Source organism: Muricoccus harenae (genome assembly GCF_009848505.1).
GTDB classification, from domain to species: Bacteria; Pseudomonadota; Alphaproteobacteria; order Acetobacterales; family Acetobacteraceae; genus Roseomonas; species Roseomonas harenae.
On sequence record NZ_WWDL01000013.1, the window covers coordinates 82,987 to 97,598 of the forward strand.

Annotated in this window: 18 protein-coding genes; 7 read left to right on the forward strand and 11 right to left on the reverse strand. The window is 69.0% G+C overall.

The features are described from left to right. Positions 1 to 464: 464 nt before the first annotated feature. Entirely contained in the window at positions 465 to 2,546 is a 2,082-nt protein-coding gene (fusA, locus tag GSE44_RS11465) for an elongation factor G (protein WP_159348930.1), read from the forward strand. 6 nt (positions 2,547 to 2,552) lie between these two features. Further along, complete coding sequence (locus GSE44_RS11470; RefSeq protein ID WP_159348931.1) at positions 2,553 to 2,867, forward strand: hypothetical protein; 315 nt, start codon at positions 2,553 to 2,555, stop codon at positions 2,865 to 2,867. 16 nt (positions 2,868 to 2,883) lie between these two features. Here the strand turns inward: GSE44_RS11470 and GSE44_RS11475 are convergent, their stop codons facing one another. After that, positions 2,884 to 3,333, reverse strand: a complete 450-nt coding sequence (locus GSE44_RS11475) for a MaoC/PaaZ C-terminal domain-containing protein (protein WP_159348932.1) — start codon at positions 3,331 to 3,333, stop codon at positions 2,884 to 2,886. 56 nt (positions 3,334 to 3,389) lie between these two features. On the opposite strand from GSE44_RS11475, the gene GSE44_RS11480 reads away from it, so the two are divergent. Together GSE44_RS11480 and GSE44_RS11485 are read left to right on the forward strand one after the other, a co-directional pair. Beyond that, positions 3,390 to 3,707, forward strand: a complete 318-nt coding sequence (locus GSE44_RS11480; protein WP_235924730.1) for a hypothetical protein — start codon at positions 3,390 to 3,392, stop codon at positions 3,705 to 3,707. Between the two features lie 9 nt (positions 3,708 to 3,716). Beyond that, entirely contained in the window at positions 3,717 to 4,064 is a 348-nt protein-coding gene (locus tag GSE44_RS11485) for a hypothetical protein (RefSeq protein ID WP_159348933.1), read from the forward strand. A gap of 9 nt (positions 4,065 to 4,073) precedes the next feature. Here the strand turns inward: GSE44_RS11485 and GSE44_RS11490 are convergent, their stop codons facing one another. Beyond that, entirely contained in the window at positions 4,074 to 4,502 is a 429-nt protein-coding gene (locus GSE44_RS11490) for a DUF2171 domain-containing protein (RefSeq protein ID WP_159348934.1), read from the reverse strand. 46 nt (positions 4,503 to 4,548) lie between these two features. Beyond that, positions 4,549 to 4,758, reverse strand: a complete 210-nt coding sequence (locus tag GSE44_RS11495) for a hypothetical protein (RefSeq protein WP_159348935.1) — start codon at positions 4,756 to 4,758, stop codon at positions 4,549 to 4,551. A gap of 241 nt (positions 4,759 to 4,999) precedes the next feature. Between GSE44_RS11495 and GSE44_RS11500 the strand changes: the two genes are divergently transcribed. After that, positions 5,000 to 6,373, forward strand: coding sequence for a GDSL-type esterase/lipase family protein (locus tag GSE44_RS11500; protein WP_159348936.1), 1,374 nt, complete (start codon positions 5,000 to 5,002; stop codon positions 6,371 to 6,373). Between the two features lie 48 nt (positions 6,374 to 6,421). Here the strand turns inward: GSE44_RS11500 and GSE44_RS11505 are convergent, their stop codons facing one another. Both GSE44_RS11505 and GSE44_RS11510 read right to left on the reverse strand, forming a co-directional pair. Further along, positions 6,422 to 7,369, reverse strand: a complete 948-nt coding sequence (locus GSE44_RS11505) for a dihydrodipicolinate synthase family protein (RefSeq protein ID WP_159348937.1) — start codon at positions 7,367 to 7,369, stop codon at positions 6,422 to 6,424. A gap of 5 nt (positions 7,370 to 7,374) precedes the next feature. Further along, positions 7,375 to 8,076, reverse strand: a complete 702-nt coding sequence (locus GSE44_RS11510; RefSeq protein ID WP_159348938.1) for a ribonuclease activity regulator RraA — start codon at positions 8,074 to 8,076, stop codon at positions 7,375 to 7,377. Positions 8,077 to 8,205: 129 nt separating this feature from the next. Between GSE44_RS11510 and GSE44_RS11515 the strand changes: the two genes are divergently transcribed. After that, entirely contained in the window at positions 8,206 to 8,649 is a 444-nt protein-coding gene (locus GSE44_RS11515; protein WP_159348939.1) for a hypothetical protein, read from the forward strand. On the opposite strand, the gene GSE44_RS11520 is transcribed toward GSE44_RS11515, so the two are convergent. The 6 genes from GSE44_RS11520 to GSE44_RS11545 all read right to left on the reverse strand — a co-directional run bounded on the left by GSE44_RS11520 (position 8,603) and on the right by GSE44_RS11545 (position 13,516). Continuing rightward, on the reverse strand, positions 8,603 to 9,547 hold the full coding sequence (locus GSE44_RS11520) for a protein-methionine-sulfoxide reductase heme-binding subunit MsrQ (protein WP_235924731.1): 945 nt from the start codon (positions 9,545 to 9,547) through the stop codon (positions 8,603 to 8,605). The genes GSE44_RS11515 and GSE44_RS11520 overlap by 47 nt on opposite strands. After that, the gene (locus GSE44_RS11525) at positions 9,544 to 10,152 is read right to left on the reverse strand and encodes a hypothetical protein (RefSeq protein WP_159348940.1); all 609 of its coding nucleotides are present in this window, start codon (positions 10,150 to 10,152) and stop codon (positions 9,544 to 9,546) included. The genes GSE44_RS11520 and GSE44_RS11525 overlap by 4 nt, the downstream gene beginning before the upstream one ends. Before the next feature lie 299 nt (positions 10,153 to 10,451). Then, positions 10,452 to 11,447, reverse strand: coding sequence for a Bug family tripartite tricarboxylate transporter substrate binding protein (locus GSE44_RS11530; protein ID WP_159348941.1), 996 nt, complete (start codon positions 11,445 to 11,447; stop codon positions 10,452 to 10,454). Between the two features lie 72 nt (positions 11,448 to 11,519). After that, positions 11,520 to 12,422 carry an HpcH/HpaI aldolase/citrate lyase family protein gene (locus GSE44_RS11535; protein WP_201306036.1) on the reverse strand — a complete coding sequence of 301 codons (903 nt, stop codon included), beginning with the start codon at positions 12,420 to 12,422 and terminating at the stop codon, positions 11,520 to 11,522. 119 nt (positions 12,423 to 12,541) lie between these two features. Then, positions 12,542 to 12,982 (reverse strand): DUF421 domain-containing protein, encoded by a 441-nt coding sequence (locus GSE44_RS11540; RefSeq protein WP_235924737.1) that lies wholly within the window; start codon positions 12,980 to 12,982, stop codon positions 12,542 to 12,544. Between the two features lie 30 nt (positions 12,983 to 13,012). Beyond that, positions 13,013 to 13,516, reverse strand: a complete 504-nt coding sequence (locus tag GSE44_RS11545; RefSeq protein WP_159348943.1) for a hypothetical protein — start codon at positions 13,514 to 13,516, stop codon at positions 13,013 to 13,015. Positions 13,517 to 13,592: 76 nt separating this feature from the next. Between GSE44_RS11545 and GSE44_RS11550 the strand changes: the two genes are divergently transcribed. After that, complete coding sequence (locus GSE44_RS11550; protein WP_159348944.1) at positions 13,593 to 14,588, forward strand: D-2-hydroxyacid dehydrogenase; 996 nt, start codon at positions 13,593 to 13,595, stop codon at positions 14,586 to 14,588. Positions 14,589 to 14,612 lie beyond the last annotated feature (24 nt).

Here is a 14,612-nt window from a genome sequence, read left to right on the forward strand (position 1 = left end):
GGATGCCGCAGGCGGCGCCGCAGCGTCCGGGAATGCTTGCAAAATGCCGCCCGGCAGAGCATGTGTCCGCCCGCAGCACGGACGCGGCAGCTGCGCCTTGCGGCATCAGGCAGACCGGATCGGGGAACGGGCGGAGCGGCGATGCCGCGTAGGCCCGCGCAGCCGCATCTGGAATGCTTGGCTGACGGCCACCGGACGGTCTCCGTCACGAGGTCAGGGCGGCGCAGCTGCGGCACCCATGCGGCGCATTCGCGGTAGGCACCCGCGGCGCGTCGCGTAAGACAACCCGCGGTTCGCGCCGCGAAGCAAGTAGGCGGCTCCGCCGCAGATGAACCCCACGGTCCCGGCCGTGACACTCCCGCGGCCTTGGCCGTGACACCAATGACGCGGCCCAGCCGCGACATCACCGCGCGGCCTAGCCGCGACACCATTGCGCGGCCCAGCCGCGACCGACGGAGGCCCAAGTGGCGCGCACCCCCCTCGATCGTATCCGTAACATCGGTATCACGGCGCATATCGACGCCGGCAAGACGACCACTACGGAGCGGATCCTCTACTACACCGGCAAGTCCCACAGGATCGGTGAGGTCCATGAGGGCAACACCACCACCGACTACATGGAGCAGGAGCGTGAGCGTGGCATCACGATCACCTCCGCCGCCGTGACCGCCGAGTGGAAGGACCACCGGATCAACGTCATCGACACCCCAGGCCACATCGACTTCAACATCGAAGTGAACCGTTCACTGCGCGTGCTCGACGGCGCGGTGTTCATCATCGAGGGCGTGGCCGGTGTGCAGCCGCAGTCCGAGACGAACTGGCGCCTGGCGGACCGCTACAACGTCCCCCGCATCATCTTCATCAACAAGCTGGACCGCACGGGCGCCGACTTCTACCGCGCGGCCGCGACCCTGACCGAGAAGCTCGGCATCAACTGGGTCACGCTCCAGCTGCCGATCGGCATCGAGGACACCCTTAAGGGCATCGTCGATCTGGTCGAGATGAAGGCCTATATCTGGGAGGGCGACGAGCTCGGCGCCAAGTACCACGAGACCCCGATCCCCGACGACCTGAAGGACAAGGCCGCCGAGTACCGCCAGATCCTGCTCGACACCGCGCTTTCGGTCGATGACGCGGCGATGGAAGAGTATTTCGACAAGGGCGACGTGGATGTCGCGACGCTGAAGCGCTGCATCAAGCGCGGCACGATTGACGGCACCTTCCGCCCGGTCTTCTGCGGCTCGGCCTTCAAGAACAAGGGCGTGCAACCGCTTCTTGACGGCGTGATCGACTATCTGCCGTCCCCGGTCGACATCCCCGGCATCAAGGTGGCCGCGGAAGAGGGCGAGGACGAGGCGGCCGAGCGCCGCATCATCCCCGCGAATGTGGATGCGCCCTTCGCCGGCCTCGCCTTCAAGATCGTCAATGACAAGTACGGCAACCTGACCTTCGTCCGCGTCTACTCGGGCGTGCTGAAGACCGGCGACACGGTCCTCAACACCACCAAGGAGGGCAAGGAGCGCGTCGGCCGCATGTTCCAGATGCATGCCGACAAGCGCGAGGAGATCAAGGAGGTCACCGCTGGCGACATCGCGGCCTTCGTGGGCCTGAAGGACACCGGCACGGGTGACACGCTGGCCTCCGCCGAGGATCCGGTTGTGCTCGAGCGCATGGCCTTCCCGGTGCCGGTCATCGACATCTCCGTCGAGCCGAAGACCAAGGAGGGTGTCGAGAAGATGACCCTCGGGCTGCAGAAGCTGGCCGGCGAGGACCCCTCGCTGCGCCTGAAGACCGACCAGGAGACCGGCCAGACCATCCTGTCCGGCATGGGCGAGCTGCATCTCGAGATCATCATCGACCGCCTGAAGCGCGAATACGGCGTGGACGCCAATATCGGCGCGCCGCAGGTCGCCTATCGCGAGACGATCACCAAGTCTCACACCGAGACCTACACCCATAAGAAGCAGTCGGGTGGCTCGGGCCAGTACGCCGAGGTCAAGATCGTCTTCGAGCCGAAGGAGCGGAACACGGGCATCGAGTTCGTGAACGCCACCGCCGGCGGCTCGGTGCCGAAGGAGTACATCCCGGCAGTCGAGAAGGGCATCAAGGTGCAGGCCGATACGGGCGTGCTCGCCGGCTTCCCGACGGTGGACTTCAAGTACTCCCTGGTGGACGGCAAGTACCACGACGTCGACTCGAGCGCGCTCGCGTTCGAAATCGCAGCCAAGGCCTGCTTCCGCGAGGGCATGAAGAAGGCCGGCCCGGTCATCCTGGAGCCGATCATGGACGTGGAGGTCACCACCCCCTCCGACCATGTCGGTGACGTCGTGGGCGACCTGAACCGCCGCCGTGGCGTGATCCAGTCGCAGGACATGGCGTCCACTTCGGTCATCATCCGGGCGCATGTCCCGCTGAAGGAGATGTTCGGCTACATCTCCAACCTGCGCGGCATGACGAAGGGGCGCGCTTCCTTCTCCATGCAGTTCCACCACTATGATCCCGTCCCCCGGAACGTGGCGGACGAGATCATGAAGGCCTCGGCCTAATTTCCCATGCGGCTGCGCTGGACGCGGGGCCGCACGGACGATCCGGGTGACGGGGCCAGCCGGCTCCGCGCCCGCGAATGGGTTGGTTGCGACGACGCGGGCGAGACCATCGCCCGCGTCGTTCGCGTTCATGGGCCACTCCTGACCAACTGGCGCCTGTTCCACGCCGTGGCGCTGGACGAGGAGGCACGGGTGGTCGAGCTGCGGCCCTCCCTGCCGGGCGACCGCTGGCTGGTGGTGGTGAAGGACCGGGTGGTGGACCGTGCGCCCCTGGCCATGGCCGCCGTGCGGCGCGCCGAGGCGGCGCTCGCCGCGAACTAGTCCGGCTTCGGGGAGTCTAGCGCCGCAGGTGGTGCAGCCCCGTTGCGTCCAGCACGATCACCCCATCTGCCACCCGCGTCGCGACATAGCGCAGCCGGGCGGAGCCGCGATCCTTCCGCGCGCGGGAGTGGGTCACCTCGACCACCTCAAGGGTCACCACCACCTCTTCATCCGGGCGCAGCGCGGCGGGCCAGCGGATTTCCATGGCGGACCCAGCCAGGCTGATGTCGCGCAGCAGCGGGCTGGCCATCAGCATTCCGAAGCAAGCCGAGAGCGTATGTAGCCCGGCGGCCACCACCGTGCCGAAGATGGACTCCTTCGCGGCCTCCACGTCCAGGTGGAAGGGCTGTGGATCGTAGCGCCTGGCGAAGGCGCGGATCTCCTCGAGCGAGAGCGACAGGCGGCCTAACTGGTAGCGGTCGCCGGGATGCAACTCGTCGAGGGAGCGGAGGCGGGGCAGCGTCATCCGCTTTCCATACCGCCGCCGCCCGGCCCCTTGAAGCCATGCCTCCGGATGGCGACATGCCCCGTATGACCCAGGACCCTCACAGGCCCCCCGTTCTCGATATGACGCCCGAGGGCGACTTCCGGGAAACCCAGCAGCGCCCGCTGGCTGGCGGCTCGTGGCTGGATCGCGCGCTGCTGCGCCTGGGCGGTGTAGCCGTGCTTGCAACAGCCGTAGCGGGCGGGCTGGTGCTCGCGGCTGCGGCGGCGCTGATCCTCGGCCTGCTCATTCCCGTGGTGATCGTGGCGGGGATGGTTGGCTTTGCATCGCTTTGGTGGCGCATGCGGCGGGCTCGCCGCAACGGCATGCCCGCCTTTGTTGTGATGCGCCGCTGAGCCATCGCGGTGGCCCCTCGGGGGTTCACGCCCGATCCTGAACGGCTCTACGAGGTGGGCCGGGATGGAAAGCCGTATACCGTCGATCCCGATCCGCCCGGCTCAGCCGAAGCGCTTGAGCTTCGTGCCCGCCGCTGGTGGGTGGCGGCCGTCCTCCTGAATGCCGCCAGCATGGGCGTCGCCGCGGGCGGGGCGATGATTGGCCCGCGGGTGCTCGCGGCCTGGCTGGGGCTCCTACCGGTCCTGACTGCGCCGCTGCTGCTCGTCGCACCCATCCTGCGCCACCGAGGACGCCGGGCGCCCAGGCGGGTGCATCGGAGCCGCCCCGACCGCTTTCCGCCGCCTGAGCTGCCCTGAGACGAGCTCCTAGCCGGGCTGGTCGATGCCGTAATTGGTCTTGCCCGGCGACTCGGAGACGGGGCTGGGTCGGTGCTCTCGCTCGCCCTTGCCACCCTGGGCCTTGGCGCGGCTGCCATGCGGCCCATCCTGCTCCTGGCCGAGTTGGGTCTTGGCGTCCGGGTCCAGGGAAAGGCGCTGCTGCATCTCCGCCTCGTCGATGCAAGCCTGCTTCGCCTGTTCCGCGGGCAGGGATAGACGGACCATCCCGCCATCCAGCCCCGCGACGGTGGTAAGCGGTATGTAGCGGTGCACCCCGCCCGAGGCCGGGTCGGTCTTGGTCAGCTTGATGAACTCGCCCTCGACATGATCCACCATGCCGAAGGGCTGCCCGTCGCTGCCGATGACGGGCATGTGGTCCTGAATCTCGCCGGCGGCGAGCTTGGCCGCGTTGACCATGCGGTGTTTCTCCATTCCTGTCCGGCAGGGCGCCGGGCGCTTCGGCTCAGCTTCCGCGGGCCGAACCCTGGTCCGCCTTGGAAGTCTGGCCGCGCTTGCGGTTGTCGGGGGAGGGATCCTCGCCCCGCAGCCGGGCGTTGCCGACGATGTCGACCTCGGGCCCGCCCGGCTTGCTATTGCCGCCACCCTTGCTGTTGCCGGCGGCCGGCATCTCGCCGGCCTTCTCCTGGTAGGCGCTCTTCTCTTTGTCAGCCATCGCCAACCTCCTGCGCTTGGCTGTTGCCACCGCGTCTGAACGCGCCCGCGCCGCGAGGTTTGCGCCTGGGCTCGATGGTTCTGTCATCGGGGACGGAAAAGATGAGTGCGTCGCTCTCGAGCGACGCTGGCGATTGCTGCGTGTAAAGCGGGGCGGCCGCACAACCTACTTCCACTTGCGGGAAGGCGCCGCCGCGTGAAAGCCTCCCGCGCTGGCCGCAGAGCCGCAGGAGGAAGACGCCATGCATCGCCGCAGCCTCGGCCAGGGGGCCATTGCCGCCGCTCTTGCCCAAGCCATCATCCCGGAGGCCCTGGCGCAGTCCACGCCCTCAAGCGGTGCGCCGGGCGGCCAGACCTGGGTGACGAGCTGGGCAGGGTCAGTTCAGGGTCCTTATCCGGTCGGCAACCCCTCGGCCCAGCCGAACCAGGGCTTCATCTTCCCGGATCCGGCTGAAGGGGCACGTGACCAGACGCTGCGCCTCGTCCTCCGCCCGTCCATCTGGGGCCGGCAGGCGCGGCTTCGCTTCTCCAACGCCTTCGGTACCCGTCCACTGACGCTGGATGGCGTGCATGCGGGGCTCCATCATGGCGGCGCCACCCTGGTCCCGGGGACCAACCGGCCCGTGCGCTTCGGCGGGGCGGAGTCCGTTACCATTCCACCCGGCGGGCAGGCCTGGTCGGATCCGGTGGAGCTTCCCTTCGCCGCCGAGCCCGATTCACCGCTGCTGATGGGGCGGAAGCTCGCCGTCTCCTTCCATGTGGCTGGCGCAAGCGGTCCGATGACCTGGCACGCGAAGGCGCTGCAGACCTCCTATGGCACCGCACCGGGTGCGGGATCGAAGGGCGCGGAGGAAGGGGAGGCTGCCTTCCCCTTCTCGACCGCCTCCTGGTTCTTCCTTGATGCCGTCGACATGACGGCACCCGCCGGCACGCCGGTGATCGTCGGATTCGGCGACTCCATCACCGATGGTACCGCCTCCACCATGAATGGTGACGACCGATGGCCGGATGTGCTGGCGCGGCGGCTGAACGCGACGCTGGGGAACCGCGTCTCGGTGGTGAATGCCGGCATTGGTGGCAACCAGGTCGTCGGCCCGGCGCAATACGGGCCGGACCGGCCTTTCCCCGGCGGTCCCTCGGCCCTGGCCCGGCTGGAGCGGGACGTGATCTCCCTCTCCGGCGTCACTTCCGTGATCTGGCTCGAGGGCACGAACGACTTCAGCCGCAACGGCAACGCCTCGCTGGAGGCGGTGCAGAACGGCATGAAGGAGGGCGTGCGGAAGCTGCGCGAGGCGATTCCCGGCGTGCGGGTGATCGGCGCGACTGTCACCACCGCCCTGGGCAGCACCAGCGCCGCCCATGGTCATGCGGAGCAGGACGAGAAGCGAAAGGGGCTGAACGCCTTCATCCGGGATGGCGGGCTGTTCGACGCCGTCGCTGAGTTCGACCGGGCAACGCTCGACCCGGCCACGGGCGGGTTGCGGCCGGAGATGGTCCCGGATTCGACCACCGGCGGCCCGGGCGACAAGCTGCACCCGAATCGCGCCGGCTATCTGGCGATGGGGTCCTCTATCGACCCCGCCGCGGTGCTGCCCGCCCGGCGCCAGGGCGGATAGAGGGACTGGCATCGGTCCCGCGCCTGGGCGCGGGACCGACCCGCCCGATCAGGCGGCCTTCGCCGCGCCCAGATCGGCCCGCTTGTCGAAGCGCGCCACGCGGGAGAGCAGGTAGTCCACCTCGGCCTTGGCGGTGGCGCTCAGGCCGAGGCCCGGGCGGCGCTGGGCGTCGCTGGCCAGCACACCGCGGCGCATCAGCACGTATTTCCGCACAGCCAGTCCCGTCGGGCCCTGCTGCTGCTCATAGCGGAGCAACGGGAGGTGAGCGTCGAACAGGTCATGCGCCTGGTCGCGCTTGCCCTCGGCCTGGAGCTTCACGAGTTCGGCCAGCATGTCCGGGAAGGCATAACCAGTCATGGCGCCATCGGCCCCGCGCTCGCATTCGAAGTCGATGAACAGGCCTCCATTCCCACACAGGATGGAGATGTGCTTCATCGACCCGTCCTTCTCGAAGCCGCGCAGGGCGGAGATCTTCTCGAGACCGGGCCAGTCCTCGTGCTTGACCATCACGCAGTTCGCGTTGGCCTGGACAATCCGGCGGATGACGGCGGGGGTCATGATGACGCTGAAGGTCTGCGGAAAGTCCTGCACCACGAAGGGCACGTCCGCCCCGATCGCCTCGGCCGCCTGGGCATAGTAGGCGACGATCTGGTCATCGGTGCGCAGCGTGTTCGGCGGCGCGATCATCACGCCGGCGGCGCCCGCGTCCATCACTGCCTTGGTGAGCGAGGTCATGGCCGCGAAGCCAGGGGCGGAGACGCCGACGATGACGGGGATGCCCGCGCGCTTGATCATGCGCGAGGCGAGGGAGACGCTCTCGGCCATGTCCAGCTTCGGCGCCTCGCCCATCACACCGAGGACGGTGATGCCGGTGCAGCCGCTCTCCACGCAAAAGTCGGTGTAGCGGTCGTTCGAGGCCTCATCGAGCCTTCCGTCCTCGTGGAAGGCGGTCGGGGCAATGGCATAGACGCCCTTGGCGGCGGTCAGGTCGGTCATGGGGTTCAGCCCTTCTTCCACGCTTCGTAGCGCGCCTTGTTCTCGGCATTGGGGGGATAAAGGCCGGGGAGTGCGGCGCCCTTCTCCACCTCCGACATGATCCAGTTCTCCTGCCGCTCCTGCTCGACGGCGGCCTCGGTCACGGCCTCCAGCAGGGCCTGCGGGATCAGCACGGCGCCGTCTTGGTCCACCACCACGACGTCATCGGGGAAGACCGCCACGCCGCCGCAGCCGATCGGCTGCTGCCAGGCGACGAAGGTGAGGCCAGCGACGGAGGGCGGGGCCGCGGCGCCGTTGCACCACACCGGGAGGCCGGTGCCGAGTACCCCGGCGATGTCGCGCACCACCCCGTCCGTGATCAGGGCGGCGACGCCCTTCTTTGCCATGCGGGCGCAGAGGATGTCCCCGAAGATGCCGGCATCCTGAACGCCCATGGCATCCACCACGGTGATGCAGCCCTCCGGCATCGCCTCGATGGCGGCGCGGGTGGAGATGGGGGAGGACCAGCTCTCGGGCGTCGCCAGGTCCTCGCGGGCCGGGACGAAGCGCAGGGTGAAGGCGCGGCCGACCAGGCGGGGCTGGCCCTCGCGGATTGGCTTGGTGCCGCGCATCCAGACGTTGCGCAGCCCCTTCTTGAGCAGCACCGTCGTCAAGGTGGCGGTGGAGACGCCTTCCAGCGCCGATTTAATCTGGGGATCGAGGTCCAAGGCGGTCTCCTCCGCAAAGCTGGCGGTTCCAAGCGGCTTCGCCCGCCGGCGGGAGCGCGTCAAGCGTCCCTGGGGTTTGTCTCGGGGCCAGGGCTCACCATCTGCGGCGGCATGAAGCGTTCATGCTGGATGAAGGCGCTGGGCGCCGCGGCCCTGATCATGGGCGTGGCGCCCCCGCTGGCCGAGGCCCAGGCCCAGCAGCGGCAGGTATTTCAGGTGTCGCCGGGCCCCAGGATAGTCACCCAGGAACTGCCGGGCCTGAACGACCGCGCGGCGATCCAACGCTGGCTCTGCCCGAATGGGGGAAGGCCGATGCGGGGCCGCCCCGGCCGCTGCGACGGGCGCGGCGTGGCACGGCGTGGTGGCGGCGCGGATACCGAGGTGGCCGGCTGGCACAACGACCTGCCGCCGGCCTCCCACCGGCAACTGGCCTGCCCCGAGGGGACCGTCCCCACAGAGGCCCGGGCCAACCCCGGCACCGTGCGTTGCATGCCAGGCGCGGCGCCCGCTCCGGAAGCCGCAGCCGCTACTCCCGAAGCCCAGGTGGCGCGGGCAGGTCCTGAGGATCCCTGAAGACCTGGCGGATTCCCCACCACCCCGCCGCCAGGGCGGCGGTTGCCACCCCCAGGATCAGCACCCAGACGGCCGGGCGGTATTCGAACTCCAGGTCGAAATTGGCCGCGAAGATCATCGGCGCCGGCAGCTTCGTCGCCAGGGCGTACCAGAGGTATTCCAGTCCCGCCGTCCCCGCCGCTGCCAGCAGTGCGATCGGCACCAGGGGCAGGGGATTGCCCCGCCAGCGCGCCGGCAGGAGCCGCCAGAACATCAGCCAGAGGAAGAGGCCGCTCATCAGCGCGGGCTCGGAGACGTTGATCTTGGACTGCATGTAGAAATGCAGGATGCCGAGCGCCGCCAGCGGGTAGACGAGTCGGTGCAGCGGCTTCCACTCCCGCCCGAGCTTCCGCAACCAGCCATCGGTGGAGGTCCAGCCGAGCACCGCGAGCCCGATCAGTGCGGTGAAGCCAGTGGACAGATACGGCCGCTTCACGATCTCCAGCAGCACATGCCAGAGCCGCAGGTGCTCGTTCCCCACATAGAGGGCGAGATGCACCACGGCATAGCCGAGCGCTGCGAGCCCCAGCATCCTCCGCAGTTGCAACCCTTTCGGCCAGTCGAACACCCAGCGCACCGGGGTGATGGCAAGGCTGATGAGGAGGAAGCGCACGCACCAGTTGCCGGTCTGATGCGTGGCTTCCGTCAGCGGCTCCGGCCCCAGCCCGTCGCTTGTCCAGAGCCACGCGAGCCGAAGCAATGGCACGCAGCACCCGAGCAGGACCGCCGCCTTCATCCAGGAGAAGCGGCCGCCGCGGTCGAGCCAGGGCCATGGTCCTGGCTTGGGCTGCGGCGGTCCCTCCCGCCGCGACCGGCGCGGGCGGATGGCGGAAGGAGAGGGAAGGGCTGCCTCGCTCACATCGGGGGTACCACGCCGTCCCGCGCCACGGTGACGCGGGCGGCGGTGAGGGTGCCATCCGCCCCCTGGGTCGCGGTGAGGAAGACCTGGGCGCCCGGCTTCAGATCCACCATGGCGGCCGGGATCAGCGTCACCACCGGCACATCCGGCGGCACCATCACCCGGATCTGCTGGCCGCGCGCCGTGAGCGTGAGGCTGCGCCCGTCATTGCCCTGCACGGCAGAGTCGACCGTCGCGTTGGTCATGGTGGAGCTAGGGGTGAGGTCCCAGGCGAAATGTCCCTCGCCCGTACCGCGCATGGCTTCGGGGAAGACCAGCACCTCCAAGGCGCGCCAGACACCGTCCGGGCCCGGCTCGGCGGCCGTGCCGATGAAGCTGCCGGGGGTGATGCTGGAAAGCTCCAGGCGCCGCAGGGCCGATACGCCGGCGTTCTCGGCCAGGCGCACGGTGACCTTCTGGCCTTCCCGCGTCGCGATGGAGAGATCGCGGCCGGACAGCCCGTCGATCGTGCCGCGGATGCGGCGCGGCCCTGCCTGCGCTTGGGCCAGGGCGGGTGGACCCAGGGCGAGTCCTGTGAGGGCCAGGAGCATGCAACGCCTGTTCATCGCGTCTCTCCATTCCCCGGCGGGAACGCGCCGGGCCGTCATCCGTGCACGATGCCCCTTGCGCGAAGCCACCACGGCTCCTCGACGCCGGGCGCGGCGCAGCGACTCCACCAGTATGCTCCCGGCGCCGGGGCGGCGCATGAAGGCTCCGGGAGGATGATGATTCGCCCTCCGGCGTCTCCACTGTCGCCATTCCGGCGCCGCCGAGGGGCGGCGTCGGCTACATTTGGGGGCGGTATCGCGCTGCACCAGACCACCCGCGCCGCTGGCGCCGCGGCGGCAGGTGCAGCGGACCCCGCTCACTCGATGCGGATGTTGCCCTTGGACGCGACCTCCCGCCACTGGGCGAGGTCTCGCTGCAGGAAGGCATCGCCCTCGGCGGCGGAGAGCGGGGTGGGGAGGGCGCCTTCGCTCTCAAGATAGGCCGCGAGCCGGCCGCCGGAGAGCGCCTCGTTGGCCACCGCGTTGATGCGGTCCCGGATCGCGGGCGGCATGCCGCGGCGGGCGAGCAGCCCCCACCAGATGCCGGCCTCGTAGTCGGGAAGGCCGCTCTCGCGCGGGGTTGGTGCTTGCGGACCGCTTGCCGGCCGGTTCTCACCGGTCCAGCCCAGCACCTTCACCCGCCCGCTGCTGATCACGCCGCGTGCTGAGGGGATGGTGGTGAAGATGACCTGGATCGTGCCGGCCGCGAGATCCGTCGTGGCCGGGCCCATGCCGCGATAAGGCACGTGCTGCATGTGCAGCCCGCCCGCCTTCTGGGCGAAGAGCTCGGCGCCCATCTGATTGATGCTGCCGGGACCGGAGGAGCCGTAATCCACCTTGCCGGGGTTCGCGCGAACATAGGCCGCCAGCTCAGCCAGGTTGTTCGGCGGGAAGGATGGCGCGGCGACGACGACAAGCGGCGCCACCGCCGCCATCGCCACCGCCTCGAAGTCTCCCGAAGGGTCATAGGGCGTGCGTTGCACCGCCGCGCTGGTGGAGAAGGTGGAGGAGGTGACCATCAGCGTATAGCCATCGGCCGGCGCGCGCGCGACCTCTGCCGAGCCGATGGTGCTGCCGGCGCCCGGGCGGTTCTCCACCACGAAGGGCTGGCCAAGCCTGGCCTGCAGATGCTCGGCGAGGGGACGTGCCACGGCATCGTTGCTGCCGCCGGGCGGGAAGGGAACGACGACGCGCACCGGCCGCGACGGCCAGCTGCCTGCATTGTTCCCCTGGTCATTCCCTTGCGCCCGCGCAACCGCCGGCAGCGCCAACGCGGCCGCGCCCAAAGCCCGCCTCGTGATCACGCCCATCATGTCCTCCGTTCCCGTTTCTCTGTTCGCATGCCGGGCGGTCCCCGTGTCCACGCCCCGTCAGTCAACGCCCCGTCAGTCCGCGCCGGGCAGCCGAAGCTTCCGCGCGAGGTCGAGCAGCATCTCGGCGCCGACGACGAAAGGTGCATCTACCATGCTGCCATCCACCAGAAAGGCGCCCATTCCCGCCGCGATCTGTTCGCGCCCCACCTCGACCACGCGCTTCGCGCGGGCGATCTCCGCGGGCGTCGGCTGGAACACCTCGTTGGCGAGGGCGATCTGCGTCGGGTGGATGCAGCTCTTGCCGGCGTAACCCATGCGGCGGGCGGCTGCGGCCTCGGCGCGATACGCATCGAGCTGGTCGACCTTGGCAAAGGCGCCGTCATAGGCGGCCACCCCGGCCTCGGCAGCGGCGAGGCGGATCTCCATTCGCACATGGGCGAGCATGGCTGCATCCATCCGGTCGAAACCATAAGGTTCCAGTAGGTCAGCGTAGCCGATCTGCAGCCCGGTCACGCGGGGATGCGCCGCCGCGATCTCATGGGCGAGGCGCAGGGCGCGTGGCGTCTCGATGTTGCAGAGGATGCCGATGGGCTGAGTCACGCCGTTGTCGCGCTCGGCCTTCTCCAGCACCTCGGCGGCCTGCACAACCTCGGCGGCGTCGCGGATCATCGGAAGGTTGATCATATGCGTGCCGGGGAGGGCCACCGCCGCAACGTCGGGCGCGAAATGCGGCGTGTCGATCCCGTTCACCCGCACGACGATGACCTTTCCGCCATGCGCGCCACCGTGCAGGAAGCCCGCCAGCATTTCCCGCGCCGCATCCTTGCGGTTCGGCGCCACCGCATCCTCCAGGTCGAAGGAAAGGGCGTCAGCTGCCGAGGCAGAAGCCTTGGCGAAGAGCTCCTCCCGCGAACCGGGGACGAAGAGCTTGCTCCGCATGGGCGGGATGACCGGCCGTTCTGTCAGGTGTTCCATGGGGCCGAGGTTAGACGTGGCGCGCCCGCCGTGGAACGCCTGCGTCGATCACGATAGGGGGCCGCGCGGTCACCGCATCCCCCCGAAGGTCGGCAGGGCGGCCCGGTACCATGCCGGCCTCAGGATTCGCGGCGCGGAATGATGGAGATCGTGCCGCTGACCTCGAGCACCGCCAGCTGGATGTCCTCCATCCGCATCAGCCCTTGCACCTCCCGCGCGCTCTGCAGCACCTCAGCCTCGCTGATCCGTGCCTCGCGCATCCGCTCGTGCAGTGGCTGCCCATCCGCCACGAGAATGGTGGGCAGCCCTTCCATGACCCGGTCCGTCTTCTGGTGGTTAGCCTTCAGCCAACGGACGGTCACGTCGAGGCCGAGCAGAGTCGCGATAGCCAGGATGCCGTTGGTGAGCGAGAAGTCCTCTCCCAGCAGCGCCTGCTGCGTTGCCTCTCCGACCACGAGCAACAGTACGAAGTCGAAGGTGGTGATGTGGCTCATGCTGCGCCGGCCGGTGATGCGGAACATCAAACTCAGCACCACATAGATCACCAGCGCCCGGATCACGCTTTCCAAAAAGTCGCCCTCTTCATCGGATCACGGCATCACGAAGAGGCGCAGCGGCAGGACGGCTTCGCCCAGCGCCAGTTGTCCCTCAACCATGCCCGGGCGGGAGGAGCGGAGATTCAGCAGGATTTCGGCCGCATGTCCCTCCGCCGGCGGATCGAAGCGCAGCCAGATCCGGCCCGGGGCGCGGGACTCGCTGGCAGGTTGAGGTTCGATGGCGAGGAGCGCCAACTCGGTGAGTTCGCCTTCCAGCCGCAGGATGAGCGAGCCGGATGGGGGCCCGGTGGTGCGGATGCGAAGTCGACTGTCACGGCCGATGCGCTCGATCCGCTCCCACTCCATCTCGACTGTGCCGTCGTCGCTGCGCAACCGCGCCTGGGCCAGGGGCCCGCCGCCGAAGGCCCCCAGTGCGCCGAGCAGCACGAACCCTGCCATCACGGCCCAGCCGATGCGCTGGAAGCGCCAGACCCGGCGCTGAAAGGCGAGATCCTCCCCGACCAGTCGGGAGGCCTCCTGCAGGATGGGGCTGACCATGGGGACGCAACGCTTCCAGGCTACTCCCGTTGCTCCAGCACTTCACGCGGGCGGCGGCTCATGCGAAATCAACCGAATGCGCATCCATATCCAGAACCCCTATAACGATCCGCATTTCGCCGTGACCGAGGCGCAGTGGCAGGCCGCCCTGGCCCGCAGCCCGGACATGACGGGGCTGGAGGTCTCCTTCGCCAGGGATGACGAAGGCTTCGCCCGCGCGATCCCCGAGGCCGAGATCCTGCTGACTTGGTCGCGTGCGCTGCGCAAGCGTTTCCCGGCGGGGGCGCTGCCCGGCATGGCGCCGAAGCTGAAGGTGATTGCCTGTACCTCCGCAGGCGTCGATCCCGCCCTGCCACTGCAAGATTGGCTGCCGGATTCCATTGCCCTGCTGAACAACAGCGGCACCCATGCCGACAAGGCCGGCGAGTTCGGCATTATGGCGATCCTGATGCTGCAGTCGCATATGCCCGCCTTTGCCGACCAGCAGCGGCGCGGCGAGTGGAAGGCGCTCCATGCATCCACCCTTGAAGGGGAGCGCGTGGTGATCGTCGGCGTCGGCTCGCTCGGCGGCGGCATTGCCCGGCGCGCGAAGCAGTTCGGGATGCATGTCATCGGCGTGCGCAACAGCCCCGGCGCGCATCCGGACTGCGATGAGACCTACACAACCGATGCGCTGGATGCCGTACTGCCGGAGGCGGATTTCCTCGTCCTTGCTTGCCCGCTGACGGACCAGACCCGCAATCTCCTCTCGCGCGAGCGGATCGCGCTGCTGCCGAAGGGAGCGCGCCTCGTGAATATCGCGCGCGGCGCGGTGTGGGACCAGGACGCGGTCTGCGATGCACTGGACTCCGGCCATCTGGGAGGCTGCGTCACCGATGTGGCCGTGCCGGAGCCGCTGCCGGCAGACCACCGCCTATGGCGCACCCCTGGTATGGTGGTGACGCCGCATATCTCGGCGGATGACCGCGCGCGCTACAACGACCGCACCCTGGACATCCTGTTCCGGAACATCCGCGCCCTGCGCGAGGGGAAGCCCCTTCCGAACCGGATCGATCCCGCCCGGGGGTACTGAGGAGGCGACGCCGCCCCGGCAGGG